At 66.0% G+C, this 25,212-nt stretch carries 17 protein-coding genes; 12 read left to right on the top strand and 5 right to left on the bottom strand.

All coding sequences use genetic code 11. The features are described from left to right. Nucleotides 1-38 precede the first annotated feature (38 nt). On the bottom strand, nt 39-2,057 hold the full coding sequence (locus ACQKIE_RS12595; RefSeq protein WP_427459574.1) for an FAD-dependent oxidoreductase: 2,019 nt from the start codon (nt 2,055-2,057) through the stop codon (nt 39-41). A 299-nt stretch (nt 2,058-2,356) separates the two neighbouring features. Here ACQKIE_RS12595 and ACQKIE_RS12590 point away from each other — a divergent pair, with 299 nt between their 5' ends. The 6 genes from ACQKIE_RS12590 (at nt 2,357) to ACQKIE_RS12565 (ending at nt 7,424) form a co-directional block, all read left to right on the top strand. Then, nucleotides 2,357-3,268 (top strand): hypothetical protein, encoded by a 912-nt coding sequence (locus ACQKIE_RS12590; RefSeq protein ID WP_427459572.1) that lies wholly within the window; start codon nt 2,357-2,359, stop codon nt 3,266-3,268. A gap of 89 nt (nt 3,269-3,357) precedes the next feature. Next, nucleotides 3,358-3,723: a hypothetical protein gene (locus ACQKIE_RS12585; RefSeq protein ID WP_427459570.1), complete on the top strand. Its 366-nt coding sequence runs from the start codon at nt 3,358-3,360 to the stop codon at nt 3,721-3,723. Further along, a complete protein-coding gene (locus ACQKIE_RS12580; protein WP_427459568.1) occupies nt 3,720-4,409 on the top strand; it encodes a C39 family peptidase in 690 nt (229 codons plus the stop codon). Before ACQKIE_RS12585 ends, ACQKIE_RS12580 begins: the two co-directional genes overlap by 4 nt. Then, nucleotides 4,406-5,026: a hypothetical protein gene (locus ACQKIE_RS12575; protein ID WP_427459566.1), complete on the top strand. Its 621-nt coding sequence runs from the start codon at nt 4,406-4,408 to the stop codon at nt 5,024-5,026. Before ACQKIE_RS12580 ends, ACQKIE_RS12575 begins: the two co-directional genes overlap by 4 nt. A 3-nt stretch (nt 5,027-5,029) precedes the next feature. Then, nucleotides 5,030-6,415: an acetate kinase gene (locus ACQKIE_RS12570; protein ID WP_427459564.1), complete on the top strand. Its 1,386-nt coding sequence runs from the start codon at nt 5,030-5,032 to the stop codon at nt 6,413-6,415. A 154-nt stretch (nt 6,416-6,569) separates the two neighbouring features. Beyond that, nucleotides 6,570-7,424, top strand: a complete 855-nt coding sequence (locus tag ACQKIE_RS12565) for an outer membrane protein (RefSeq protein WP_427459562.1) — start codon at nt 6,570-6,572, stop codon at nt 7,422-7,424. A gap of 58 nt (nt 7,425-7,482) precedes the next feature. Here the strand turns inward: ACQKIE_RS12565 and ACQKIE_RS12560 are convergent, their stop codons facing one another. Next, entirely contained in the window at nt 7,483-8,160 is a 678-nt protein-coding gene (locus tag ACQKIE_RS12560) for a TerC family protein (RefSeq protein ID WP_427459560.1), read from the bottom strand. Nucleotides 8,161-8,450: 290 nt separating this feature from the next. On the opposite strand from ACQKIE_RS12560, the gene ACQKIE_RS12555 reads away from it, so the two are divergent. The 5 genes from ACQKIE_RS12555 to ACQKIE_RS12535 all read left to right on the top strand — a co-directional run bounded on the left by ACQKIE_RS12555 (nt 8,451) and on the right by ACQKIE_RS12535 (nt 18,073). Beyond that, on the top strand, nt 8,451-9,902 hold the full coding sequence (locus ACQKIE_RS12555) for a bifunctional 2-methylcitrate dehydratase/aconitate hydratase (RefSeq protein WP_427459558.1): 1,452 nt from the start codon (nt 8,451-8,453) through the stop codon (nt 9,900-9,902). 196 nt (nt 9,903-10,098) lie between these two features. After that, the gene (locus ACQKIE_RS12550; protein WP_427459556.1) at nt 10,099-11,196 is read left to right on the top strand and encodes an OmpA family protein; all 1,098 of its coding nucleotides are present in this window, start codon (nt 10,099-10,101) and stop codon (nt 11,194-11,196) included. A gap of 81 nt (nt 11,197-11,277) precedes the next feature. After that, a complete protein-coding gene (locus ACQKIE_RS12545; protein WP_427459554.1) occupies nt 11,278-12,858 on the top strand; it encodes a hypothetical protein in 1,581 nt (526 codons plus the stop codon). A 150-nt stretch (nt 12,859-13,008) separates the two neighbouring features. Continuing rightward, nucleotides 13,009-17,349 carry a dermonecrotic toxin domain-containing protein gene (locus ACQKIE_RS12540; RefSeq protein WP_427459552.1) on the top strand — a complete coding sequence of 1,447 codons (4,341 nt, stop codon included), beginning with the start codon at nt 13,009-13,011 and terminating at the stop codon, nt 17,347-17,349. 67 nt (nt 17,350-17,416) lie between these two features. Continuing rightward, nucleotides 17,417-18,073 carry a rhomboid family intramembrane serine protease gene (locus tag ACQKIE_RS12535; RefSeq protein WP_427459550.1) on the top strand — a complete coding sequence of 219 codons (657 nt, stop codon included), beginning with the start codon at nt 17,417-17,419 and terminating at the stop codon, nt 18,071-18,073. A 1-nt stretch (nt 18,074) separates the two neighbouring features. Here ACQKIE_RS12535 and rapA read toward each other — a convergent pair whose 3' ends face one another. From rapA to ACQKIE_RS12520, 3 genes are all read right to left on the bottom strand, one after another. Continuing rightward, entirely contained in the window at nt 18,075-20,906 is a 2,832-nt protein-coding gene (rapA, locus tag ACQKIE_RS12530; RefSeq protein ID WP_427459548.1) for an RNA polymerase-associated protein RapA, read from the bottom strand. 80 nt (nt 20,907-20,986) lie between these two features. Further along, on the bottom strand, nt 20,987-21,667 hold the full coding sequence (locus ACQKIE_RS12525; protein ID WP_427459546.1) for a Fe2+-dependent dioxygenase: 681 nt from the start codon (nt 21,665-21,667) through the stop codon (nt 20,987-20,989). 23 nt (nt 21,668-21,690) lie between these two features. Further along, nucleotides 21,691-24,009 (bottom strand): catecholate siderophore receptor Fiu, encoded by a 2,319-nt coding sequence (locus ACQKIE_RS12520; protein WP_427459544.1) that lies wholly within the window; start codon nt 24,007-24,009, stop codon nt 21,691-21,693. A 277-nt stretch (nt 24,010-24,286) separates the two neighbouring features. Here ACQKIE_RS12520 and ACQKIE_RS12515 point away from each other — a divergent pair, with 277 nt between their 5' ends. After that, nucleotides 24,287-25,129, top strand: a complete 843-nt coding sequence (locus tag ACQKIE_RS12515) for a hypothetical protein (protein WP_427459542.1) — start codon at nt 24,287-24,289, stop codon at nt 25,127-25,129. Nucleotides 25,130-25,212 lie beyond the last annotated feature (83 nt).

Here is a 25,212-nt window from a genome sequence, read left to right as displayed (position 1 = left end):
CGAGCCCTTCTTGAGGCCTCACCCGTCTGGCGACGAGCTCAAAGCGCCGCCGCCAGGCGTGTCGCCTGATCGATGGCCCGCTTCGCATCGAGTTCCGCCGCCACGTCCGCGCCGCCGACAAGGCGCACGTCGACGCCCATGGCCAGCAACGTGTCGTGCAGTTCGCGGTTCGGCTCCTGGCCCGCGCAGACGATGACGTTATCCACCTCGAGCACCTGCGGCGCCCCGTCCACGACGACGTGCAATCCGGCATCGTCGATACGCTCGTAGCCGACGCCACCCAGCATCTGCACGCGCTTGTTCTTCAGCGTGGCGCGATGCACCCAGCCGGAGGTCTTGTTGAGGCGCCCGCCCGGACGTCCGGCCGTCCGTTGGAGCAGCCAGACCTGGCGCTCCGGTTTTTCCGGCTGCGCGGGCATCAGCCCACCGGGCGTCGCCATCGTCATGTCCACGCCCCATTCCTTCGTCCAGCGTGCGACGTCGGTGCTGGGCGAAGGTGCGGCCTCGGTAAGGAATTCGGCCACATCGAAACCGATGCCGCCCGCCCCGATGACGGCGACCTTCCTTCCGACAGGCGCGTTGCCCTGGAGGACGTCGAGATAACTCAGGACCTTCGGATGGTCGGCACCCGGCAGGTCGAGCAGGCGCGGCAGCACGCCGGTGGCGAGCACGACGGTGTCGTATCCGCCGGCGGCGAGCGTCTCCGCGCTGACTTCGCTGCCCAGGTGGCGCAGCACACCGGCGGTATCGAGCCGGTGGTCGAAGTAGCGCAGCGTCTCGTGGAATTCCTCCTTGCCCGGGATCCGCTTCGCCATGTTGAACTGGCCGCCGACGCGATCCGCGCGATCGAACAGGGTCACCGCGTGGCCGCGCTCGGCGAGGGTGCTCGCCGCGGCAAGTCCGGCGGGGCCGGCACCGACGACCGCGATGCGCTTCGGTGCAGCGGTGGGAGCGATGACCAGCTCGGTCTCATGGCACGCGCGGGGGTTCACGAGGCAGGAGGCACGCCGGTTCATGAAGACGTGGTCGAGGCAGGCCTGGTTGCAGGCGATGCAGGTATTGATGGATTCCGGTTGCGCCGCCCGTGTCTTGTTCACCCACTCGGGGTCGGCAAGGAAGGGGCGCGCCATGGAAACCATGTCGGCATCGCCGCGGGCGAGGATCTGCTCGGCCACGTCCGGCATGTTGATGCGGTTGGTGGTCACCAGCGGGATGCTCACCTCGCCCTTCATCCGCCGCGTGACCCAGGAGAAGGCGCCGCGGGGCACGCTGGTGACGATGGTCGGAACGCGCGCCTCGTGCCAGCCGATGCCCGTGTTGATGATCGTCGCGCCCGCTGCTTCGATGCCTTTACCGAGTGACACGATGTCCGTCCACGCCTGGGCGTCGTCGACGAGGTCGAGCATCGAGAGACGGTAGACGATGATGAAGTCCTTGCCGACCGTTTCCCGCATCCGGCGCACGATTTCGATGGGGAAGCGCATGCGGTTTTCCGCGGAGCCGCCCCAGCGATCGATGCGCCGGTTGGTACGCGCCGTGAGGAACTGGTTGATCAGGTAGCCTTCCGAGCCCATCACCTCCACGCCGTCGTAGCCGGCGTCCCGGGCCAGCTTCGCGCTGTGCACGAAGGCGTCGATGGTGCGTTCCACGCCGCGGGCGGATAGCGCGCGGGGTGTGAACGGCGTGATCGGCGACTTCACCCGCGAGGGGGCGACGGAGAACGGCTGGTAGCCGTAGCGGCCCGCATGGAGGATCTGCATGCAGATCTTCCCGCCCTCCGCGTGCACGGCACGGGTCACCTTCCGGTGCCGGGCCACGTGCCAGGGCTTCGACATCGTCCCGGACATCGGCTTCAGCCAACCCTGGAGGTTCGGCGCGATCCCGCCGGTCACGATGAGCCCCACGCCGCCGCGGGCGCGTTCGGCGTAGAACGCCGCGAGCTTGTCGAAGTCCTTCGCCTTGTCCTCCAGGCCCACGTGCATGGAGCCCATGAGCACGCGGTTGGGCAAGGTCGTGAAGCCGAGGTCGAGCGGGGCGAGCAGGTGCGGGTAGGCCACGGAAGGCTCCGTTCAAACGATCGTTCGAATGATGGTCGCAACCGGCGCCCACGGCAAGGGGCGCTGCTCCTTCACGAATCCATACGCAGCAGTGGCGTTACGGCGTGTATCGGCACCGTTACAACGGACGCCGTTCATAAGCTGGAGGAAAGCATCCAAACCCGCATGGGAGCACGTCTCGCGGAGTGCGCGACGGAAGGCACGCAACTTGCTCCTGCGTTGGGACCCGGTGCGTTGGCAGGGCGCCCGGTCATCCCGAGAAAAACAGGGGTTTCGCGTCGCTCACAGGAGACTCTCCCATGCGTAAGACTCTTATCGCCACGGCGATCTGCCTCGCCACCGGATTGGCACTGCCGGCCATGGCCGATGACACCCAGACCGGAGGTGCGGGCGCCAGCGCGCAGCGCCGGTCCGTCGCCATCCAGTATTCAGATAGCTCAACCACCACCAACACGAACACCAGCTCGTTCAACACCATCTCGACCACGGCAGTGGCCGAAAGCACCCTCAACGGCACCGTGACGGGAAATACCGTCTACAACCTGGGCAACATCGCCGTGAACCTCGGCAACGCCAATGGCGCACGCGGCGGATCCGGCGGTGACGGCTACGGCGCAACCGGTCGTGGCGGCGCCGGCGGAGACGGCGGAGACAGCGGCAACGCACGTGCTCGCGGCGCGGTCGGTGGCGACGCCGGCACCAGCAGCGGCGATGCCCTCGGCGCAAGCGTCGCCTACGGCGGCGACACCAGCGGCGACGGCGGCAACTCCAACGGCGACGGCGGCAACGCGAATGGCCGCGGCAGGGGTGCCGACACGGCAACCGGCGGATCGACGGCCGGTACGGGCGGCGCGTCCGCCAGCACGGGCGCGACCTCCACGTCAGGTGATGCCTCGCCGACCTCCACTGGTGGAACCTCCACTGGCGGTGCGGGCGGCACGGCAACCGCGATGTCGGGTGACGGCGGCGCCGGCGCGACCGGCGGTGACGGCACCGGCGGATCGGGCACGGGCGGCAGCGGCGGGTCGGGCGGCAGCGGCGGTTCCAACTCGGTTGGCACCGGCAGCTACAGCATGGCCAACAACATGGGCAGCGCGGGTTCCACGCTGGCGGGTATCGGCAGCTTCGCGGCCAATTCGGGCGCGTCGTCGTTGATCCAGCAGAGCGTGAATGTCCAGGCCAACCTGAGCGTGGGCGGCGCCACGCCGTAACGGCGCGGCACGGTAGCGAGAAAGGAAACCACGGGGCGCAGCCGCGCTCCGTGGCATCCGCGGGGATCCCCAGCTCCAGGAGAACACTCATGCCGATGTTCCGAACCCATGCCGCGCTCGTCGCGCTGGCCCTTCTGGCAGCCCCGTGCGTGGCCGGTGCGCAGTCAGCGTCCCGTGGCGAATCGCCACCCGCGTCCTTCGGCGCGCCCACGCCTGCCGATCAGTTGCAGGGCATGACGGGCGGTGCGGACACCCACGTCACCAACAACCTCAACACGCAGGAATCCAACGGCACCGTCAGCGAGAACAAGGCCAACGGTACCTACAGTGGCTCGAACTTCGTCGGCGATTCGGCCTTCAGCAATTCAGCCGGCCTGCCCACCGTGATCCAGAACTCGGGCAACAACGTGCTCATCCAGAACAACACCATCGTCAACCTGCGGATGAATCCGTGAGATTCGTCCATGCCCTCGCCATTGGCCTGCTATCGCTAGCCGCCGTTCCGTGCGCCATGGCCGGCAGGGCGGAGGTACAGACGAGCTCCGGCACGTCGTACCCGATGAAGATGACGAGCCTCAAGGAGGCACGCTTCCGGAACACCATCCGGCAGCAGTACGACTTCAGTTGCGGCTCCGCCGCCGTGGCGACGCTGCTCACGTTCCAGTACGGCTATCCGGTCGACGAGCAGGCTGCCTTCGACATCATGTTTACGCATGGCGATCGCGCGAAGATCGGGAAGGAAGGATTCTCCCTGCTCGACATCAAGCGCTTCCTCGCCTCGCGCGGTTTCGATGCCGACGGATTCGAGGTGCCGCTGGAACGCCTGGATGCCGAAGGCATTCCCGCCATCGTCCTGATCAACGAGCGGGGCTACCACCATTTCGTGGTGGTGAAGGGCTACAAGAACGGACGCGTGCTGGTCGGCGATCCGGCCCGCGGCACGCGTGCCATGTCGAAGCGCCGGTTCGATGCCCTATGGACGAACCAGGTGGTCTTCGTGATCCACAACCGGCGCGATCGCGCCATCTTCAACAGCCCACGCGATTGGGCAGTCGCTCCCGCGGCGCCCATCGGCGAAGGCATCGAGCGTAACGGGCTCGGTCCCCTCGTCATGCCCAAGCGCGGACCGGGGGATATATGAAAACCCGACTGCTCATCATCGCCGTCATGCTCGGTAGTGGCGTCTGCGCCACGGCTGGAGCGGCCGACTTCCCCGTGAACCGGGCCGTCTCCGACGCGCGACTGGACCGCATCCGCGGCGGCTACGATTTCGGCGACAACCTGCGCGCGTCATTCGCGCTGCAGCGCACCGTGCTGATCAACGGCATGGAGACGATGCGCACCACCATCAGCATCCCCGACATCGCCAAGATGAGCGCGGAGCAAGCGACCGCGCTGCGCGACGCATTGCGGACCACGGTGATCACCAACGGTGCCGGCGGCGTCGCTACCGCCGCACCCACGACACCTGCCGCGACGCCGCCGTCCGCCACGAACGCGGGAACGCCCGCCGCGCCCCCGCCGGCCTCCGTGGCCACGTCGACGCCCACGCCCATGCAGGCCTTGCCGCAGGCGGTCACGGCAACGCTTCCGTCGTCGTCCGGGCTCCCGGGCCTGATCGTCCAGAACTCGCTCGACAACCAGGCCATTTCGGCCACCACCACGATCGACGCATCGGTGAACACGGCACGCACGCTGGAAAGCCTGCGGCTGGCGGAGTCGGTCCACGACGCGGTGATCCAGTTCCGGGGGAACTAACGCATGTATCGCAATGGCAGGGTGATGCAGGCAAGGACGTGCGCGCTGGCGCTCGCCGTGCTTCCGATGTGGGTGGGCGCCTGTCTCGCGCAGGAGTCCTCCATCGATCCGGTGCTTCGCGAAAAAATCGACGCGCAGGGCAGGCGCATCGATGCGATGCGCAGCCGCATGGCCGAGCAACTCGCCGAACTCGAACAGATGAAGCGCGAACTGGCCGCACAGGAAATCCAGTACAACGACCTGCGCCAGGCGATCGGCCTGAACGCACTGGAACAGGCACGTGGCGGATCGTCGGCCCTGTCCGACCCGCGGGCGCAGGCAAACCCGGCCCAGGAGCCGCCACCAGCACCACCGCCCGGTGCGCCGCAGGCGCCAGGTTCGGCGCCGGTCGTCGCCACGCAGCCGGTCGGAAGGCGGCCCGAGCAGGACGAACGTCCGCCGGAAGTCGCGCCCATCTTCGACCAGCCCGGCGTGCTGACGCCGCGCGGCAAGCTGATACTTGAACCCTCCTACCAGTACGGCTACTCCTCGAGTGATCGTGTGGCGCTCGTCGGCTACACCGTGATACCGGCAATCCTCATCGGCCTGGTCGACGTGCGGCAGGTGAAGACCACGACACAGACGGGCGCGGTGGCGTTCCGCTATGGCCTGACCAATCGCATGGAACTGGAAGTGCGCGTCCCGTACGTGGACACGCACACGGATACGATCAGTCGCGAGATATTCACCGGCACCGCGCAGGATCGCCTCTTCACGACCAGCGGCAAGGGGCTCGGCGATATCGAGGCCACGCTGCGCTACCAGATCAACGATGGTGGCGCCGACAAGCCGTATTACATCGGTTGGTTCCGCGCCAAGTCGCGCACGGGCCGCGACCCGTTCGAAGTGACCAGCGACTGCGTGACACGCTGCGTGGAAAACTTCACGGGTACGGGCCTGCCGCTGCGCAGTCCGACGGGCACGGGTTTTTACTCCGCCCAGCTCGGCGTCACCTGGTTGTATCCGTCCGACCCGGTAGTGTTCTTCGGCAACCTGAGCTACCTGCACAACTTCGAGCGCAAGAACGTCAGCCGCAATGTACTTGGCGCGGGACAGCAGTTCCTTGGCGACGTCAAAGCGGGCGACATCGCCGACATCAGCATCGGCATGGGGCTTTCGCTGAACGAAAAGGCGTCGATCAGTATCGGTTACGACCAGGCCTTCGTGGGGCGTACCACGCAGAACGACCACCCGCTGCCGGCGTCCGCGCGTTCCACCCTTGCGTCGCTGCTGGTGGGCGGTTCGTACCGTTTCAACGACAAGGAAACACTGAACGTGACACTCGGCGTCGGCATCACGCGCGACACACCGGATACGACGATCACGGTGCGCGTGCCGATCACGCTGTAAGCGCCCGCTCCGTCCGCGTTCACCACTGTTTCACATGACGCAAACTGAACGTGCAGTCGTTCGGTAAGGTTCCCGTGCACGGAATGCACACGTAAGGCCTTATTAAGATTTCTCCCCGGGGGTACTAACAAAAACCTTGCAGGGAGTTCTCTTAATGCGCACACGTCCACATCGAAATACCAAGTTCGCCGCGGGCCTGGTCATCGCTTCGCTCGCCGCCTTCGGTGCTGCCGCGCATGCGCAGGACAGCGACAAGAAGTCGCAATCGCGCGCGCTGGACAACGTCAGCGTCTGGGTCGGCGGTTACTACACCAACAACGACACGACGATCGGTGCCAACACCAATGTGCTCAATTCCAGTGGCGACGTGAACCTCGAGGATGACCTCGACTTCAAGAAGCACAAGCTGGAGCCGCGCGTTCGTCTCGACTTCCTCATCGGGGAACACCAGGGCTTCGCGTTCGACTATTACCAGGTGGATCGCTCGCACTCGAAGTCGCTCTCCGAGCAGATCAACTTCCTGGGCAACCCGATCGATGCTTCCGCCCGGGTCAAGGGCGACCTGAAGTTCACCTTCGGCAGCGCCGCGTACAAGTGGTGGTTCGGCACCGGCGACGACGTCTTCGGCGTTGGCCTGGGCGCGGCGTACTACAAGGTACACGCGAGCATCTACGGATCGGCCACGGTGAACGGCCAGACCTTCTCCGACGGGTCGAGCACCAGCACCAATGCCTGGGCACCGAACCTGCAGCTGGGCTGGCGCCATGCTTTCAACGACCAGTGGCGCATGTACGTGAACGCCAACGGCGTGAAGAAGAACGGCGGCCGGCTCAACGGGCACATCTGGGACGCCGCGGTCGGTGTCGAATGGTTCCCGTGGGAGAACGTCGGCTTCGGTGCCGAATACGCATACACCCGCATCGCGTTGCACCAGGACAAGCGCAACTACGACCTGAACCTCGACATGAAGGTCCACGGGCCGGCGGCGTACGTTCGCTTCCGTTTCTGAGGTCTCTCCCGTTCCGGGGAGCCCAAGGCCGCCGCAAGGCGGCCTTTTTTTGGAGCGGTCAGGCGCTCCTTGGTTGCGCCCTGCGCGCCCACAGCCAGCCACCCACGCAGATGCCCAGCACCAGTACCGCGTCGAGCAGCCAGGGAGCCCACGGGCGCGCCTGGAACCAGGGAGCGACGAGGCCGTCGTGGGCGATCATCCTCGCGGCCGTCCAGGCGATGGCGCCCGCGCCGACGTAGACGATGATGGGGAAGCGCTCGATGAGTCTCAGGATCAGCGTCGAACCCCAGACCACGAGCGGCACGCTGATGGCCAGGCCGAGCACCACGAGTCCCATGTGGCCCTTGGCCGCGCCGGCGATGGCGAGGACGTTGTCCAGGCCCATCAGCGCATCGGCCACGACGATCGTGCGGATGGCCGCCCAGAAGCCGGCGGCGGGGGCGATGTTCGGATCGTGCTCGCCTGGCTTCAGTAGTTTCCAGGCGATCGGCAGCAACAGGATGCCGCCCGCGAGCATCAGACCGGGCAGCTTGAGCAGCCAGATGACGGCGAAGGTGAGGGCGATGCGAATCGCGATGGCGCCGAAGGTGCCCCAGAAGACGGCCTTCTTCTGCAAGTGACGCGGCAGGTTACGGGCCGCCAGCGCAATGACGATGGCGTTGTCGCCCGCCAGCACGAGGTCGAGCAGGATGATGGCGGCGAGGCCGGAAAAGAACTCGGGAGTCAGGAAATCCATGCGGTACGTAGGCCTTTGCGCGCGGGTGGACCCATGCGGCGGCGACGGGTACGCGCGCCCGTCGTCACCGCAAAAGTCTCGTTCCCGGCGCGAAGCCGCCGCGACGACCGGGGCGCGTGGGGCGCCCGTCCTGACGATCGTCGTGCGCGGGCCGGGGAGGCCCGCGGAACTACTCCCCTTCGGGTGGTAGTGGGGCGCATTGTCGCCGTTGGGATGCAGCGCGGCAAGACATCGACCGGGGGTCACCGGTTAAAATCGCCGGCTTTCCCAACCCCCCGCGAGTGAAGTCCATGAGCGCACACGACATCCGTTCCGCCACGCGTCCCGATCCGGACCAGCCGCTGGTGGACATCGCCAACTACGTGGCCGACTACGCCATCGACTCGCAGGAGGCCTACGACACCGCGCGCTACATGCTCCTGGACTCGCTGGCCTGCTCGGCACTCGCGATGAAATTCCCGGACTGCGTGAAGCACCTCGGCCCTGTCGTGCCGGGCGCGGTCCTCCCTGGTGGCTCCCGCGTGCCGTTCACCTCGCACGAACTGGATCCGGTCCAGGCCGCCTTCGCCATCGGCACGCAGATCCGCTACCTCGACTTCAACGACACCTGGCTGGCGGCCGAGTGGGGCCACCCGTCGGACAACCTCGGCGCCATCCTCTCGGTGGCCGACTACCTGTCCCGCAAGGCGGTGAAGGAGGGGGGCAAGCCGCTCACCGTGCGCGACGTGCTGGGGTACGCCATCAAGGCGCACGAGATCCAGGGCTGCTATGCGCTCAAGAACAGCTTCAACCGCGTCGGCCAGGACCACGTGATCCTCGTTCGCCTCGCCTCGACCGCCGTCACCACGGCCATGCTGGGGGGCGACAAGGAGCAGATCACCACGGCCGTCTCGCACAGCTGGATCGACAACGGCGCCCTGCGCACCTACCGCCACGCCCCGAACACGGGTCCGCGCAAGAGCTGGGCCGCCGGCGACGCCTGCCGCCGCGCCGTCACCCATGCCATCAACGCCGTCTACCGCAATGTCGTCGGCTACCCGTCCGCGCTTTCGGCGAAGACCTGGGGCTTTTACGATGTCGCCTTCAAGGGCAACGCGTTCGAGTTCGAGCGCCCCTTCGGCAGCTACGTGATGGAAAACGTGCTGTTCAAGATCAGCTTCCCGGCCGAGTTCCACGCCCAGACGGCCGTCGAGTGCGCCATGCAGCTGCACGCCCAGGTTGGTGGCCGCCTCGACGAGGTCGAGAGGGTGGTCATCGAGACCCAGGAAGCGGGCTGCCGGATCATCGACAAGACCGGCCCCCTGGCGAACTACGCCGACCGCGACCATTGCATCCAGTACATGGTGGCCGTGCCCCTCATTTTCGGTCGCCTCACGGCCGACGACTACAACGATTCCGTCGCGGCCGACCCGCGCATCGATGCCCTGCGCGACAAAATGACCGTGGTCGAAAATCCGCAGTTCACCAAGGACTATTTCGACCCCGAAAAGCGCTACATCGGCAATGCCATCCAGGTGTTCTTCAAGGATGGCTCGTCGACCGAAAAAGTGTCCATCGACTTCCCGATCGGCCATCGCAAGCGCCGCGCGGAGGGCATCCCGGTGCTGCTCAAGAAGTTCGAATCGGCCCTCCGCGCTGAGTGGCCCGCGGAGCGCGTGGAGAAGGTACTGGCAGTCACCGCATCGCCGGAGAAACTGGACGCCATGCCCATTCACGAGTTCATGACACTCTTCACGGCTTGATAATCGCCGTGACTCGAGTATGAACGGCGGTTTTGGGCATGTGCCCAATTGTTTGATTTTTGCTAAACTGCCGCCGCCCGTTGAAGGGGTATGAAAGCGAGGGACGGCTGAAGTCCCCGGATTCGACAAGAGTTCTACGCGCGATTTCCGTCTGGGGTGGAGCGCGGACGCGAATACCAATAATGAGGAGACACCGATGAAACGTAAGGGCTTGTTTTTGCTGATCGGCTTGGCCCTGGGCGGCGTGGGTGCCGTTCACGCGCAGGAATCCGCTGACACCGCGGGTAACGGCTATGACGGCCGCTGGTACATCGCCCCGACGGTTGGCGGCTACTACAACGACACCGACCGCAACACCAACAGCCGCCAGGTCTACTACGGCCTGGGCTTCGGCAAGTTCATCTCCAGCAACGCGTCGATCGACATCTTTGCCGACCGCACCAAGCGCGACAACGATGGCGTTGGCCACTGGTCGAACAACAGCTACGGCGTTGCCGCCCGCTTCTACGCTGGTGCGTGGGACAGCTGGCGTCCGTACCTGCTCGCCGGCGTGATGGGTTCCTACCACCACAACCCGTCGGATAACGGCTGGTCCCCGGCTGCCCAGCTCGGCGTCGGCGTGTCGAAGACCATCACCGACAGCTCCGACTTCCGCGTGGAAGCCGGCTACCGTTACGACTGGGACGACAAGACCACCGATAGCGAGAACGGCTACGGCGACTGGTTCCTCGGCTTCTCGATCGTCTCGCGCTTCGGCGAGCCGCCGGCTGCTCCGGCTCCGGCCGCTGCTCCGGCCCCGGCTGCTCCGGATTGCTCGACGCTCGACACCGACGGCGACGGCGTGAACGATTGCGACGACAAGTGCCCGGCCACGCCGGCTGGCACGATCGTCGGTCCGGATGGTTGCCCGCAGAAGGTCGTCATCGACCTGCGCGGCGTCAACTTCAAGTTCGACCGTCCGAAGAAGGGCGAGACGAACATCGGCCCGACCCTGCAGGAGCCGACCAGCGAGTCGCTGGGCGTCCTCGACCAGGCTGTCGACACCCTGCAGCGTTACCCGCAGGTCAAGGTCACGGTTGCCGGTTACACGGATAGCGTCGGTAAGGACGCCTACAACCAGGGCCTGTCCGAGCGTCGCGCGAAGATCGTGTTCGACTACCTGACCTCGCACGGCATTGGTGCGGATCGTCTGGAAGGCCCGATCGGCCACGGCGAGAACAACCCGATCGACACAAACGACACGGCCGAAGGCCGCGCTCGCAACCGTCGCACGGAACTGCAGGTCCAGCAGTAATCCTGGCAAGATCGGTAGCAACAAAAAGGAGCCCGGCGAAAGCCGGGCTTTTTTTTGCTTCCACAGCAAACAGGGCTCGGCATGACTACATCCGTACAGCGTCGTCGGTTCGGCGGCGGAGACCTCAATGGTGTCCTCGGCCTGGTCGTGGACAATCTCTCGCTGCTCGCCTTCATGGCGGGCGCGCTGGTCGGCATCTTCGGCATGCCGGCGGACATCGTCTTCCGAAGGATGTTCCCGGGGACGGCGCTCGGCGTCCTGCTGGGTAACCTCGCCTACACGTGGATGGCGCACCGGCTCGCGGCGCGCACGGGTCGATCGGATGTCACGGCGATGCCGCTGGGCATCGACGCGCCGACGAGCATCGGCATGGCCTTGCTGGTGCTCGGCCCGGCGTTCGTCGCTTACCGGCACGCCGGTCTGGACGAGATGGCCGCGGGCGAGGCGACGTGGCGTCTCGGCATGGCATCCCTGGTCGTCATGGGCGTGCTCAAGTTCGTGCTTTCGTTCTTCGGCGCGTGGGTGCAACGCTCGGTGCCGCGCGCGGGACTGCTGGGCTCGATCGCCGGTATCGCGCTGGTGCTGATGGGTTTCCTGCCCCTGGTGGAGATCATGCGCGTGCCCGTCGTGGGCTTCGCGGGGCTCGGCATCGTGCTCTATGGCCTGGTGGCGAAACGCCGCTTGCCGTTCGGCGTACCGGGGGTGCTAGGCGCGTTCCTGGTGGGCGTGCTGCTCTATTACGGACTGGGTCCGTTGGGCCTCCTGGGTTCGGGCTATGACGCGCCGGATCATTGGCAGTGGCGGCTGGGCTTCCCGTGGCCGAACCTCGGTTTCCTGCAAGGCTTGCCTGCGACCGTGCCCTACCTTCCGCTGATCCTGCCGTTCGGACTCCTGATGGTCATCGGCGGCATCAACGTGACCGAGAGCGCTCGTGCCGCGGGCGACGATTACCCCACGCGCGACATCCTCCTCGTGGAGGCGCTGGCGACGCTGGTGGCGGGCGTCTGCGGCGGCGTCGCGCAGACCACGCCCTACATCGGACAGCCAGCCTACAAGGCCATGGGTGCGCGCACCGGCTACACACTGGTCACGGGACTCGTCATCGGACTGGGTGGCGTGCTCGGTTACCTGTCGAACCTCGTCGAGTTGCTGCCAGTGGCCGTGCTTGCGCCGATCCTGGTCTTCGTCTCCATCGGCATCACTACGCAGGCGTTCGAGGCGACGCCACTGCGCTATGCGGGCGCGGTGGTCTTCAGTTTCTTTCCGGCCATCGCGCGGATGCTCGCGATCAAGCTGGGCGATCCCGCCGTCGTCGATCCGGCGCATTTCGCGACGTTGTATGCGGACGCAAGCCACGGCCTTCCCACGATGGCGGTCATCGTGATCCTCGGGAACGGCTTCATCATCACCTCGATGGTCTGGGCGAGCTTCGTCGTGGCGATGATCGACGGACACGTGCGCAAGGCGGCGGGCATCGTTGCGCTCGGCGCGGTGCTGACGGCCTTCGGCCTGATCCACTCCGTGGAGCCCGTCGGCGCCATGTATCTGCCGTGGATGCTGGACGCCGCCGCGCAGGCCCTGGTCTGGCCTTTCGTCGCCGCGTACGGAGCGCTTGCCGCGGTGTTGTTCCTGCTGTCGCTGGGGCACGACGACTCACGCTAATCGTTGTGGCCGATGAGTCCGCGAGGGGAGGGCATGCCAGTGCCGACGCCCGTCGGGGGCGCAGGCCCACCTTCGTTTCGCTTTCGAACGGCATTTTCGCGCAGGGGAGGACTCCTACAGTCGTCAGCCCTCCCCTGAGAGAGCGACACGATGACGAACCCCTTCGTACCGACGCGCCTGCGAACGATCGGCGCCGTGCTGGCAACGGCCAGTACGGTGACGTCCGCCCAGGTGGTGCTCACCGATGCGCAGCGCTACGAGACCGTCGCGGATAGCCACTACGAGGTCGCAGGCGCAACCGGGACCCATGTCCCCGCCTATGCCACCGACGAGCATGCATCGGCAGCGCCGACGGCGGCGCCGTCCGCCTGGATAGTCGCCCTCGAATTCGCCACCGCCGACGATGCCCAGGCGTTCGACGCCATCGCCGCTAAAGCCAATGCCTTGCCGCCGCCGGATGCGCAGAGCGTGGCTCGAGCGTTCATCAAGGAGCACCTGGGCATCGAAAGCGATGACTACGTCGTCGCGCACTTTGCTTCCGCCAACGACAGGGAGGCAGGCAAACCCGACTCCGTCACGTCGCTTACCGAGGCCGTCATGGAGGCGTTTCCGGACCACTCCCGGTATGGCACGTTCGCGGTGCTCGCGGACGCGGTCGGTGGCGTGCAGGGCGGCGGCCGCGAAAGCCCCAGCATCGTGGGCCTCGGCGAGAGCATCGTGCACGCCAGCGACACGAAGAGCGCGTTCGTGGCCCTGGGCAAGTTCCTGTGGAGTCGGACCGGCCCCGGGTACCTGTACAACACCTTTTTCGCGAAAGGAAATGTCATCGAAACGGTGGCCGAAGAGAGCCGCTACCTCGACGATGCCTTCCGCATCTACCGGAAAGGCGGTTTCACAGCGGACCATGCGAGCCCGTTCTGGCTTTCGCGACTCGTCGACGAGTTCAAGGCGCCCGGCGCGTTCTCGGAACTCCCCTACGTCAAGAAGCTCGACGCCGAACTCCAAACGTACTGGACGCGGAACATCTCCGACTGGTCGATCCTCGCTCGCTACGAGTTCGTGCTGCAGGCGCGGCTGGCGCGGGAATCCGGCCTGCTCGATCCGGACCAGTACGAACTGGTGATGCGTGGGGGAGCACAGAACGTGCCGCTCGACGGTCCGATCACCATGGCCCAATTGCGCAACACGCGGTGGAGCGGCAGCGTCGAAGTGAAGCGCTTCGACATCAACGGCCATACGGCCAGCAATCTGGTCCGCTTCATCGCGACCGACGGTAGCGAGGTGATGTACGTTCCCGGCGGCGAGCCGGCATTCGTGGCGGCCGGCGACGAGGCCGCGCTTCGCCAGTGGGTGTTGGCGCAGGCGAAGGATCCTCGCAGCCTCGACGCCTTGCTCTCCCATTTCTCCGTATACAACCGCCAGGACGGCGTGTTCTGGACCGGCGTGAAGCATGGCCTGGAGAACATCGCCAACGACCGCTGGCATGCCGACGGGAGTGCCATCGATCACGCCAATGCCACGATTGGCCGCGACGTTTTCGAAGACATGCGGGAGGCGACGAAACTGCGGATGCAGCAGGATGCTTCCATGCAACGCGGCACTGCCTGGGAGGCGTGGCGGGCCACGATAAATCGCGTGGCGGCGCTGCTTTCTCCACTGGGATTCGTGCGCCCCCTCGCGATACCGGTGCAGGTGGGTCTCGGCATCGCGCAGGTCGGCACGGGCACCGAACAGGCTATCGACGGGAGGACGTTGGAAGAACGGAAAAGCGGGTTGGAGCAAGCCGGTTTGACCATCGTTTCCAATGTCGTGCTCGGAGGCGTCTTCGGCCGGACCGGCAACAGCGGGCCGACCGAAAAGCCGGTGCCATCGCCGGAACGTCAGCCCCTCCTCAATCCGCCGCGACGGATCAACGGGCGCATTGGCTATCCGCTCAGCCCGACCCGTGCTCCCGGCTTCCCCACCGATGCAGTGACCCGGCTCTATCGCGACCCGGCCGGCCACCTCGCACACTGGGCGGCCGCCGACGCGGTAGTGCAAACCGTAGTGGATATCCCCAGCAAGACGTTGCGAGGAGCGGACGGGATCTTCAAGTTCGGGCCGCGGCAGTTCGTTCGCATGGAAGGCGGGAGGGTGGCACGCATCGTGAGCGACGGTGACGGCTACCGCATCCTCCTGAACAACCGCACATCGGGCCCTCGCGTCGTCAGGCAGCGCAGCGGCAACTGGGCACTCGCCTTCACGGACGACAACTACGTCAAAGGCAGCATCCTCGCCCAGGTCGCGGAGGCATACACGTCGCATCCGGAGACGCTCCATCGTGCCGCGGAGATCCTCGACCAGTTCGGATCCTCGGAGGCCGACCTGGTCGAGGCGGAGGCCAAGGAGGCGGGGCCGTTGGCGACGTTGGCCACCGGACATGCGTTCCTCGAGACACTCGCCGACCGCTTGCGCGATCCGCGGGCCATCGTGTGGACCCCGCGAGAAATCGAACTGCTTGCGCCGTCCATGGCGAGGGATTTGCAACGCGCCCTGGCATTGCACGGCGAGGATGGCGCGTTCCGGTTCGGCGTATCGGCTGACGGCGCGGAATGCGACGAAGGACAGCTGCTCTCCAATACGATCCACTTGCAGCTCGTCCGCGGTCAGTATGTCTTGCGTAGCCAGATTGCCGGCGCGATGGCAAACACCTGGCGGTCCGTCTTCCACATCGTCGGAAAGGAAGCGGGCAGGGTAAAGCCCCAGTTCGATTGGGATGGCGTGTTCCGCCGGAGGTTGGCCGACAGCATCGATGGCCGCTCGACGAACATGGAACTCGACCTCATCCATAAGCGCTGGATCGATCCGATGGCGATCCCCGACGCGCAGCGTGCCGTTCTCAAGGAGCTTTCGTGGTTGCGCCAGGCCGTCTTCGGCCGGGATCTCGGGCCGACGCTCGAACACGTGGCGAAGCTGCGCCGGGCGGACGACGCGTGGCGACTGGGCATGTTGCCCGGCGAGGCCGACGCCCTCCCGGCGTTCGATGACGTCATGGCGAAGATCGACGGCCCCGACAAGCGGTTGGCACCCGCTGAAGCGGCCTACCTGGGCGAGCTTCTTTCGAGGGTCTCCGACGAACACGACGCATTGCTTCCCCGCGGGCTGGATCATCTGGTCGTGAAGGATCCCGCCGTCGTGGCTTACGCGGCAAGCCAGGCGCTCGACGAGTGGACCTGGGGCAATCGCCACTACATCCGCTTGCGCCACCTGGACGGCCGTACGCAGGTGGTCGAGACGGAGCCGTCCTATGCGGGTGACTATCGGCAGATCCTTGGCCCTGGCGCCGGGGCGGGTCGCGGCACGGGCCGCTACGTCGTCGACATTGGCGGCACGTGGTTTCCGGAAGCAGGCTTGCGTGACGGTTTCGCGCTCATGCCGCCCTTGAAGGACACGGAGGCCTTCGTGACGATCGACGCACGACCGCCACCGGACGTCGAGGAAGATTTGGGTGTGATCGAGCACATGGTGAACAGCATCCCGCAGCCCATCCTGCGACTCGTTGGGACATCCCTTCCCACCGCCGAACTTACCCCCAACGGGTCGGTGGACTTTTCGATCCTGGACCCACGGTCGGGACGGCGCCTGACGTTTCCCACGCGGCTCGACACCGCCGGACAACCGGTGCCCCGCGCACGACCCGTGGCGATCATCCCCGACCTGCCGGCGACGCCGACGACTGACCAGCACCTGGTGATGCCCGCGCCCGAGGGAAGCACGAGCCCGCTGTCGGCCGCCGACAAAGCGAGATACATCGGCATGCTCCACGCGGAACGGCCGATCAGTGCCTTCATCGAAACGGGCTACGCCGACCGACACATCAAGGCGCTGGTGCAGACCCGTCGCCTGCGCGGCATGGTGCGCGAGGACACGCACATGGCCGTCATCGGCGCCACGACGGAACACGCTTTCACGATGGTGCTGCCGGTCGACGCCGAGTCGGTCGGATTCCTGGCGTCCCAGGGAGCGAGTGGACGCCTGGTCGGATCACTGCCTGCCGGTACGGTCATTGTCGACCCGATGTTCGGCGTGCGGGCCACCGCGGCGGAATATCCCTCCCGCGTGCGTGCCGTCGCCGCCCAGTGGGAGACCCAAGGCATCCGCATGCGGCGGATCGAACGCGATGGAAGCGAAACCACCGAATCGCCCGTTGCCTTCGCCGAACGGCTGCTGGCGACGCCCGTGCGGCCGAACCTGTGGAATCCTGCCGGCGATGCCATTTCCGAAGTCCGTTACGCCAGGTACATGCGGCGCCTCTTCCTGACCAGCGGACCCGTACGCCGTGCCGGGCTCGACTGGCTGGAGACCCGCCGGGCGCGGCGCGACTACATGGCGTATTTCGCCCCGCCTTACGATGTCATGCCGAATTGGGACGCACCCCCGTCCACGGACCTCCCGGCGAGGACGATGTATGAGCTTGCCGAGACGGCGATCGGGATGGGCTCCGCGCCTTAGCGCGCGGTGGGTTGAATTGGGCGGGCCAAGCAGCCACCCTCTGGCCTTGTCCCCCGATGCCAAGACGATGCCGACAAACCTGCCGCCGGTCACCCGGAACCTGCTGATCGCGAACATCCTCGTGTTCGCTCTGCAGTACCTCTTGCGCGACCAGGACACGCTGGCGTTGACGCGTTGGTTCGCCCTGTGGCCCTACGGCCACGACATCGCCGTCGACCTTGGCGGCGGCGATGTCGCGGGCATCGGGTTCCGGATCTGGCAGGTCGTGACCTACGGCTTCATGCACGGCAACGTCATGCATATCCTCCTGAACATGTATGCCTTGTACATGTTCGGCGGCTTGATCGAGCGGGTGATGGGCACTCGGCGCTTCACCATCTACTACTTCACCTGCCTCGTGGCCGCCGCGGTGGCGCAGCTGGCGGTGGTGTACCTGTTCGAGCCCGACCGCATGTACCCGACGGTCGGTGCCTCGGGCGCGGTGTTCGGCCTGCTGGGGGCGTTCGCGATGCTGTTCCCGCGCGAAAAGCTGATGCTCATACCGATACCCATCGGTATTCCCGCGTGGCTGTTCGTCACGCTCTACGGCGCCGCCGAATTGATCTTCGGCGTCACCGGCACGCTTTCCGGCATCGCCCACTTCGCCCACCTCGGCGGGCTGGTGGCGGGTCTGTGCCTGCTCTGGGCGTGGGGCGTCAGGCCGCCGCCACGCCGCTCGTTCTAGCTCAGCGTAGCGCGAGGAAATCCGGGCTGACGACGAATCGGACCGCGTCCAGGCGCAGGCGCGCCTCGGGGATGGCGGCCAGCAGGGCATCGCGCTCGCCGGCGATGGCATCAACTTCCTCGTCGGAGATCGAGGGATTGACCGAGTGCAGGGCGACCAGCCTCGCGTGCTCCGCGTCCAGTTCCCGGCGCGCCGCTTCCAGCGCCTCGGCCTTGATGACGTCGGCGCGTGCCGAGGCGAGGTCCTGCGCGCGTTCCAGCATCGGCGGTACAAGCTTGGACAGGAACTTGCGGTAGCGCGGCACTTCGATGTTGCGATCGGGCGCGCGGCGTAGCGCGACATCGCTCGGGCGGAACTGCGAACGTTCGCCGAGTTTCGTGTCCACGGTGAGCATGAGCGGCGTCGCCGGCAGGAAGCGGCCAGCATCGAGCGTGCGATCGGCCACGATCTCGAGCACGAACACCGCTTGCAGCAACGCGGTGCGCACGGGCAGGGCATCGTCGACGAGGAAGGCGGCGTTTCCGTCCTCTCCGGAGACGAGCAAGTCCACCGCCGCCGCGACCATCGGGTGGTCGAGGCGGAGCAAGGGCAGGTCCTCGCGAGCGAGTGCGACGTCGCGGGAGAAGGTCACGGAAAGGGGACCGTCGGCGAAGCCAGGCAGGCCGTCCGTCGACAGGTACTGCGGATCGAGCAGTACCACGCCGGGCGCGAGTTCCTCGGTGTGCACACCGTAGGTTTCGAACAGGCGCTGGACGAAGAGGTCGCGTAGCGGATCCTCGTCTTCCGCGGCGAAGCTGCCGGCAAGGTCGCCGGCGTGGGGATCGCGGCTGGCGGCGAGCTCGAGCAGATGGTCGCGCCCAGCGTGGATCAGCGCGGACAGTTCTTCGTGCGCGCCGCGTGTCTCGGCGATCAGCGCATCCAGTTCCTGGTCGCGATCGTCGTCCTCGCGCGCGTGCTCGTCGGCAAGGGTGGCAAGCAGGGTGCCGAAGCGGCGCAGCAGTTCGCGACCGTCGGCGGGGCTGCTGCGGAAGGCATCGAGGCCTTCGTCGTACCAGCGTGCGAGGACGTGCTGCGCGCTCTGTTCGAGCACCGGTACGTGGATCACGATGTCCTGCTTCTGCCCAATGCGGTCGAGGCGGCCAATGCGCTGCTCGAGCAGGTCCGGATCCAGCGGAAGGTCCCACATCACCAGGCGGTGGGCGAACTGGAAGTTGCGTCCTTCGGAACCGATCTCCGAACACAACAGCAGGCGTGCGCCATCCGGCTGGGCGAAGAAGGCCGCATTGCGGTCGCGCTGGATGATGCCGAGCCCTTCATGGAAGCGTGCCACGCCGACGCCGCTGCGGGTGCGCAGCGCGTCCTCGATGGCCATCACCTTCGCCTGGCTGCGACAGATCAGGAGGAATTTATCGTTCGGGTGGGCGTCGAGCAGGCCGATCAACGCGGCAAGGCGTGGGTCGTTGGCATAGTCGAACTCGAGGGCGGCCGGCGGTTGCTGGATGTCCGAGCGGAACTCGGCCAAAAGGGCCTCGCGCCGGCCCGCGTCGAGCGTCGACGGGTTGATGGGCAGGACGTCCGGCATGCGTCGCGGAAAGCCGCCGATACCCGCACGGCGGTTGCGGAACATGGCACGACCCGTACCGTGACGATCGATGAGCGCGGCGAGGAGTTCATCGCTCGCATCGCTGCGTGTCAGCAGCGCGGCGAGTTCACGATCGCCCTTGAAACGTTCGGCCAGCGTCTCGCGCTGGGCGTCGTCGAGCGACTTGCCCGCGGCCAGCGTGCTGGCGATGTCGGACAGCGCGGCGTAGCCCGCGGATTCGGTGAGATAGGCGTCGAGGTCGGCGTAGCGCTGTGGATCGAGCAGGCGCAGGCGGGCGAAATGGCCCGCACGGCCGAGTTGCTCGGGCGTGGCGGTGAGCAGGATCACGCCAGGCGTCGCCGAGGCCAGTTCTTCCACCAGGCGATAGCGTGGGCTGGCGCCTTCCGGCGTCCATTCGAGATGGTGCGCCTCGTCGACCACGATGAGGTCCCAGCCCGCCTCGGCGAGTTGGGCCGCGCGCTTCGGCGACGATTCGAGGAAGGCGAAGTCGGCGATCACCAGCTGTTCGTCTTCGAACGGATTGCGTCCGTCGTTGGCCTGCTCGATGGCCTCGCAGCGTTCCTCGTCGAAGATCGAGAAGGACAGGTTGAAGCGCCGCAGCAGTTCCACGAACCACTGGTAGACCAGCGTTTCGGGCAACAGCACGAGGACACGGCCCGCGCGACCAGTGGCCAGCTGGCGGGCAAGGATCATGCCGGCTTCGATCGTCTTGCCGAGGCCCACTTCGTCCGCGAGCAGCACCCGGGGTGGGCGCCGCGCCGCCGCGATGCCGGCCACGCGCAGCTGGTGCGGTACGAGGCCGATACGCGCGGACTCGAGGCCCCAGGCGGCGGAGCGCCGTGCATCGGCGCGGCGGCGAAGGGCTTCCAGGCGCAGGTCGAAGCGATCGTTCGGATCGGTGCGGCCCCCGATCAAGCGGTCGTCCGCCTGCGACAGCGCCTGCTCGTCGTCGAGCTGGCCTTCCTCGAGCTCGCGGCCTTCGCCGCGGTAGACGAAGAGGCCCTCGCGCTCCTCGATGCGCTCGACGAGGAAGGCGATGCCCTTGCCGGAAACGCGCTGGCCGGCACGAAATTCGGCGCGGATCAAGGGCGCGCTATCAATGGCGTAAGGGCGAAGGACGCCAGACTTGGCGAACAGCACCTGCACGCTGCGTCCTTCCACGCGAAGAATGGTGCCGAGGCCGAGCTCGGGCTCGGCAGAGGAAATCCAGCGTTGACCGGGTTGGAACATGCGTTGGGGAGCCGATACATCAGGGGGGCGCCAATTATCCGCTCCCGGGGCCCCCCGTGCCTACCTCAATCTCAGCAATCTCAGGTCTCGGCCCAGCGGCGCAGGAGGTTGTGGTAGACGCCGGTGAGCTGGAGGATCGAGGCCTGGTCGGCACCGCTGGCCGACAGGTTGCGGATGGCCGTGTCCATCTCCAGCAACAGGCGCCGGGCGCCGTCGTCGCGAACCATGCTTTGCACCCAGAAGAACGAGGCGATGCGGGCACCCCGCGTGACCGCGGTGACGCGGTGCAGGCTGGAGGACGGGTAGATGATGGCATCGCCGGCGGGCAGCTTTACCTCGTGCTCGCCATACGTATCGCTGACGATCAACTCGCCACCGTCGTACTCCTCCGGCTCACTGAGGAAGAGCGTGCAGGAGACATCGCTACGAATGTACGCATCGGTCTCGCCGCCGGCCATGACCGCGCCGTCGATGTGGAAGCCGTATTCGCCGCCCCCCTCGTACCGGTTGAAGCGCGGCGACAGCGTGCGCAAGGGCAACACGGCCGCGTGGTAGGCCGGGTGGCGAGCGAGCGCCGCCACCACGATGTCCCCCAGTTCACGGCGCAAGGCCGAGGCTTCCGGAAGCTGCAGGTTCCGTTTCACCATCGCACCTTGCGGACCGACGGTCTGCCGACCGTCGGTCCACTCGGCGCCATCGAGTGCGAGTCGCATCCCGGCGACCTGTGCCTTGCTCAGGACGTCCGGAATGTGCATCAGCATGGCGGCAGGGTTCCTTCGTTGGATCAGAAACGGACGTTGGCGGTCAGCATGGCCGAGCGCGGCGTGCCCGGAGTGTAGCGGTAACCGCTCTTGTTGATCGCCGCGACATAGGTCTTGTCGAACAGGTTGTAGACGTTGAGCTGGATGTCGAAGTGGCGGTTGATCGGGTAGCTGGCCATCGCATCGAACACCCAGTAAGCCTCCGTATAGGCCGGGGTGCCGACGGCACCGTCGGTACCGCGTTGGAGTTCGCCCGAGTAGCGTGCGCCGCCGCCGATGGTGAGGTCGAACGGCAGGTGGTACGTCGTCCAGGCCGTGAAGGCGCGTTTCGGCGTATAGGCGAGGTCGCCCGAGCCATTCGCGGTGACACCCGCGCCCTTTTCGACCGTGGCATCCATGGTCGTGAAGCCGGCGCTTACCGCCCAGTCGTCCGTGAGCTTGCCAAGTGCGGAGATTTCGACGCCTTGCACGCGCTTCTTGCCGATCTGGTAGTACAGGAGGTCCGTCGGATCCTGCACCAGCTCGTTCGTGACCGTGGTGCGGTAGAGCGCGGCGGTAAGCAGCAGTTTCTCGTCGAGCAAGTCCCACTTCGTGCCGATCTCGGCCGTGCGTGCCTTCTGAGGATCGAAGTTGGGGTTGTCCGCACTGTTGGCAGACGACGACAAGGTGAGCGTGTTGCCGCCCGGCGGTTCCTGCGACTGCGCGAAGTTGACGTAGATGCTGCCGTTGGAAACCGGCTTGTACAGCACGCCGACCTTGTAGTTGACCAGGTTGTCGCTCTTCTTCGCATCGACGCCCGGTACGACGCTGCCGGTGGGAAGAGGGCCGCAGACGGGAGCGCCGCGGCCGCCACACACCACGCTGCTGTTGAAGTCGGTCTTGTAGTGGTCGAGGCGCACGCCGGCATTCACCTGCCAGTGTTCGCCAAACTTCACCGTGTCGAAGAAGTAGGCCGCCGCAGTGTTGGTCTTGCCCTGGCTGGTCGCGCCGGTCTCGCCGTAGCGCAATCCGCCGACGCCGGCATACGGCCGGTACAGGTTCGCCGCAGGCCAGGTGCTGCCACCGAGGGCGCCCATGCCGATCGTGCGGGCGCGCTCCTGGGTCAGCTCGATGCCGGTGCTGATGTCCTGCGTCACCGGGCCCGTGCCGATCGATGCGGTCAGGTTCGTTTGGTTGGTGGCGATGCGGTTGGACTGGTGCTTGAAGGTCGGATTGCTGCGCGCGATCGTCCAGGTGGACGGGTCGGTCGGGTCGGGTGTCAGCAGGTTCGCCGAGGAACCCATGAACGCGGTGAGCAGGTAGTCCTGCGCGGTGCGTCCGACACGCGACGTGTTGTGCAGTGCCAGTGTGTCGTTGAAATCGTGCTCGACAATCACCGTGAACATGTCCTGGGTGACATGGTCGTGGTCCTGGCTCGTCCCGTAGAAGTTGTCCTGGCCGATCTTGCGCGCGTCATTGAGGAAAGCACGCGCGTCCGGACTGCTGTAGCCGGGCAGACCGATGGTAGGTACGCCGCCGTCGGGGACGTTGTTCTGCTTGATGTGCAGGTAATCGAGGTAGACGCGAGTGGGCGTGCCGAGCCCGAAGGCCAGCGAGGGCGCAACGCCCCAGCGATTGGTTTCCACCTGATCGCGGCCGTAGACACCGCTTTCCTGGCCCAGCACGTTGAGCCGGAACGCGCCGGTCGCGCCCATGGACTGGTTCCAGTCGGCCGTGGCGCGACGGCGCTGGCCGCTGCCGACCTGCACGGAGCCGGAGATGCCGTTGCCGAGCACGGGCTGCTTGGTCACGAGGTTCACTGCACCAGTCGGCGCCGTGCGCCCGTATTCCGTGCCGTCGGGACCCTTGGTGACTTCGACCTGCTCGATGTTGAAGACGTCGCGCGACACGGTGCCGAGGTCGCGCACACCGTCGACGAAGATGCTGCCCGACGTATCGAAGCCGCGCATGTAGATCGAGTCGCCGGTGTTCGTCGAACCGTTCTCGCCAACGAAGAAGGTGCCCACGCCCGGACTGTTGCGCAGCGCCTCGGTCAGCGTCGTGGCGCCCTGCTGCTGGATCAGTTCCTTGCCGATCACCTGGATGGTCTGTGTGGTGTCGAGCAGCGACTGCGTGAATTTCGGGGAGGAGACCTTGTCGACGCGGTAATCGCTGGAGCGATCGGCTTCGACCTTCAAACCGGGCAGTGCCTGCGCGTCGTTCACCTTGGCCTGCTGCGGGGGCGCAGCGACGTCGACGGGAACGTCGGTGGCGGCGGCGCCGTGGGCGAGGGTGAGGAGGACAGCGGCGCCGACGGTGCGCGCGGCGGGAGCGGCATGTCGGCGGCTTTTGATGAAGGCCATGGGTCAATTCCTTGTGCGGTCTGGACGAATGAAGGGAACGGCCTTCGTTCGCGCATGCGCCATCCTTCGCGCCGCAGTGCGGTTGCGGTGGGAAGGACTCCTGTTGTCCCTGGATAGAGGCGAGCGCGGGCACGGGACCCGTCTGGACGCGTATCGTAAATTTAATGAGAACGATTTGCAATCGCGATGGAAGGCACCTACGACGCAAGGCTTATGTCACCCCAGGCGTCGGTGGCGTAGCGTTGTGATCCAGGTGCAACAACGACAAGGAGTCGTCATGAACACGATCGAGGCAAGCTCCGAGCCGACCGCTTCGGCCGAAAGCGCTTCCCCGCCCAGTACGTTATCCCGTCCTGTACCGGGCATCGTCGAAGCCATCAACGGCACCGTCGACCTGGCGACCCTCGGAGTCGCCGCCCATGTGTCCGTTGCCGGCTGGCCGGGGGCTGTGGCGGGCAACCATGTGTGGCTCGAAGTGCACGGCACCGGGGGCAATCACGGCGCGAGCGTCATCCTGCTGTCGAGCCACCCGCTGACGGCGAGCGAGGTCGTTCACGGTCTTCATGTCGAACTGCCGCGCAGCTGGCTAGAAACGTTGAACGACGGGTCGGTGCTTACGGTTCAACTGTGGGCGTGCTTCGGGGATCAGACAGAACGGGACGACGCGGAGCAGTTTCCAGAAGGGCCGTTTACGCTGCGCAAAGGCATTCTGATCGATTTCGAGGACCTCCTCCCCCAGGCCATTTCTGCGGGAAAGAAGGTCATACTCGCAGGTGGAGCTGCCTCTATGGTTTCATCGAAAGACGGGATGTCGATCGTCGAACAACATCTTCCGCCCTACTTGAATGCTATGTGCTTGGCCGTGAAGAAGAAGGACGTAGGTGCCGACATTCGAGGCGCATTGATCACCCTTGCACGTCAGGCGACAAGCTTCCAGCTTGGTATCAAGGCCGATGGCTCGGTTCAATTGATAGCCGGTAGCAATGGTTGGACATTCAGAGGTGTACCGACTGGGCAAACGTTCGGCCAATCGAACGTTGCTCCGTTCAATGAGTTCAGAATCTATACCAATGACAATAATCCGATGACCTTGATCGTTGACAACCTCCGGTTTAGCTGATCGGTTTCTGGCTCAGTAGTCATGGAAGAAATGTACGTCGGACCATGAAAAAGGCGCCGCACGTGAGTGCGACGCCTCCGGTC

Source organism: Luteibacter sp. NPDC031894, from assembly GCF_050273135.1.
Classification (GTDB): Bacteria; Pseudomonadota; Gammaproteobacteria; order Xanthomonadales; family Rhodanobacteraceae; genus Luteibacter.
This window is presented reverse-complemented; position numbering and strand designations above follow the sequence as displayed.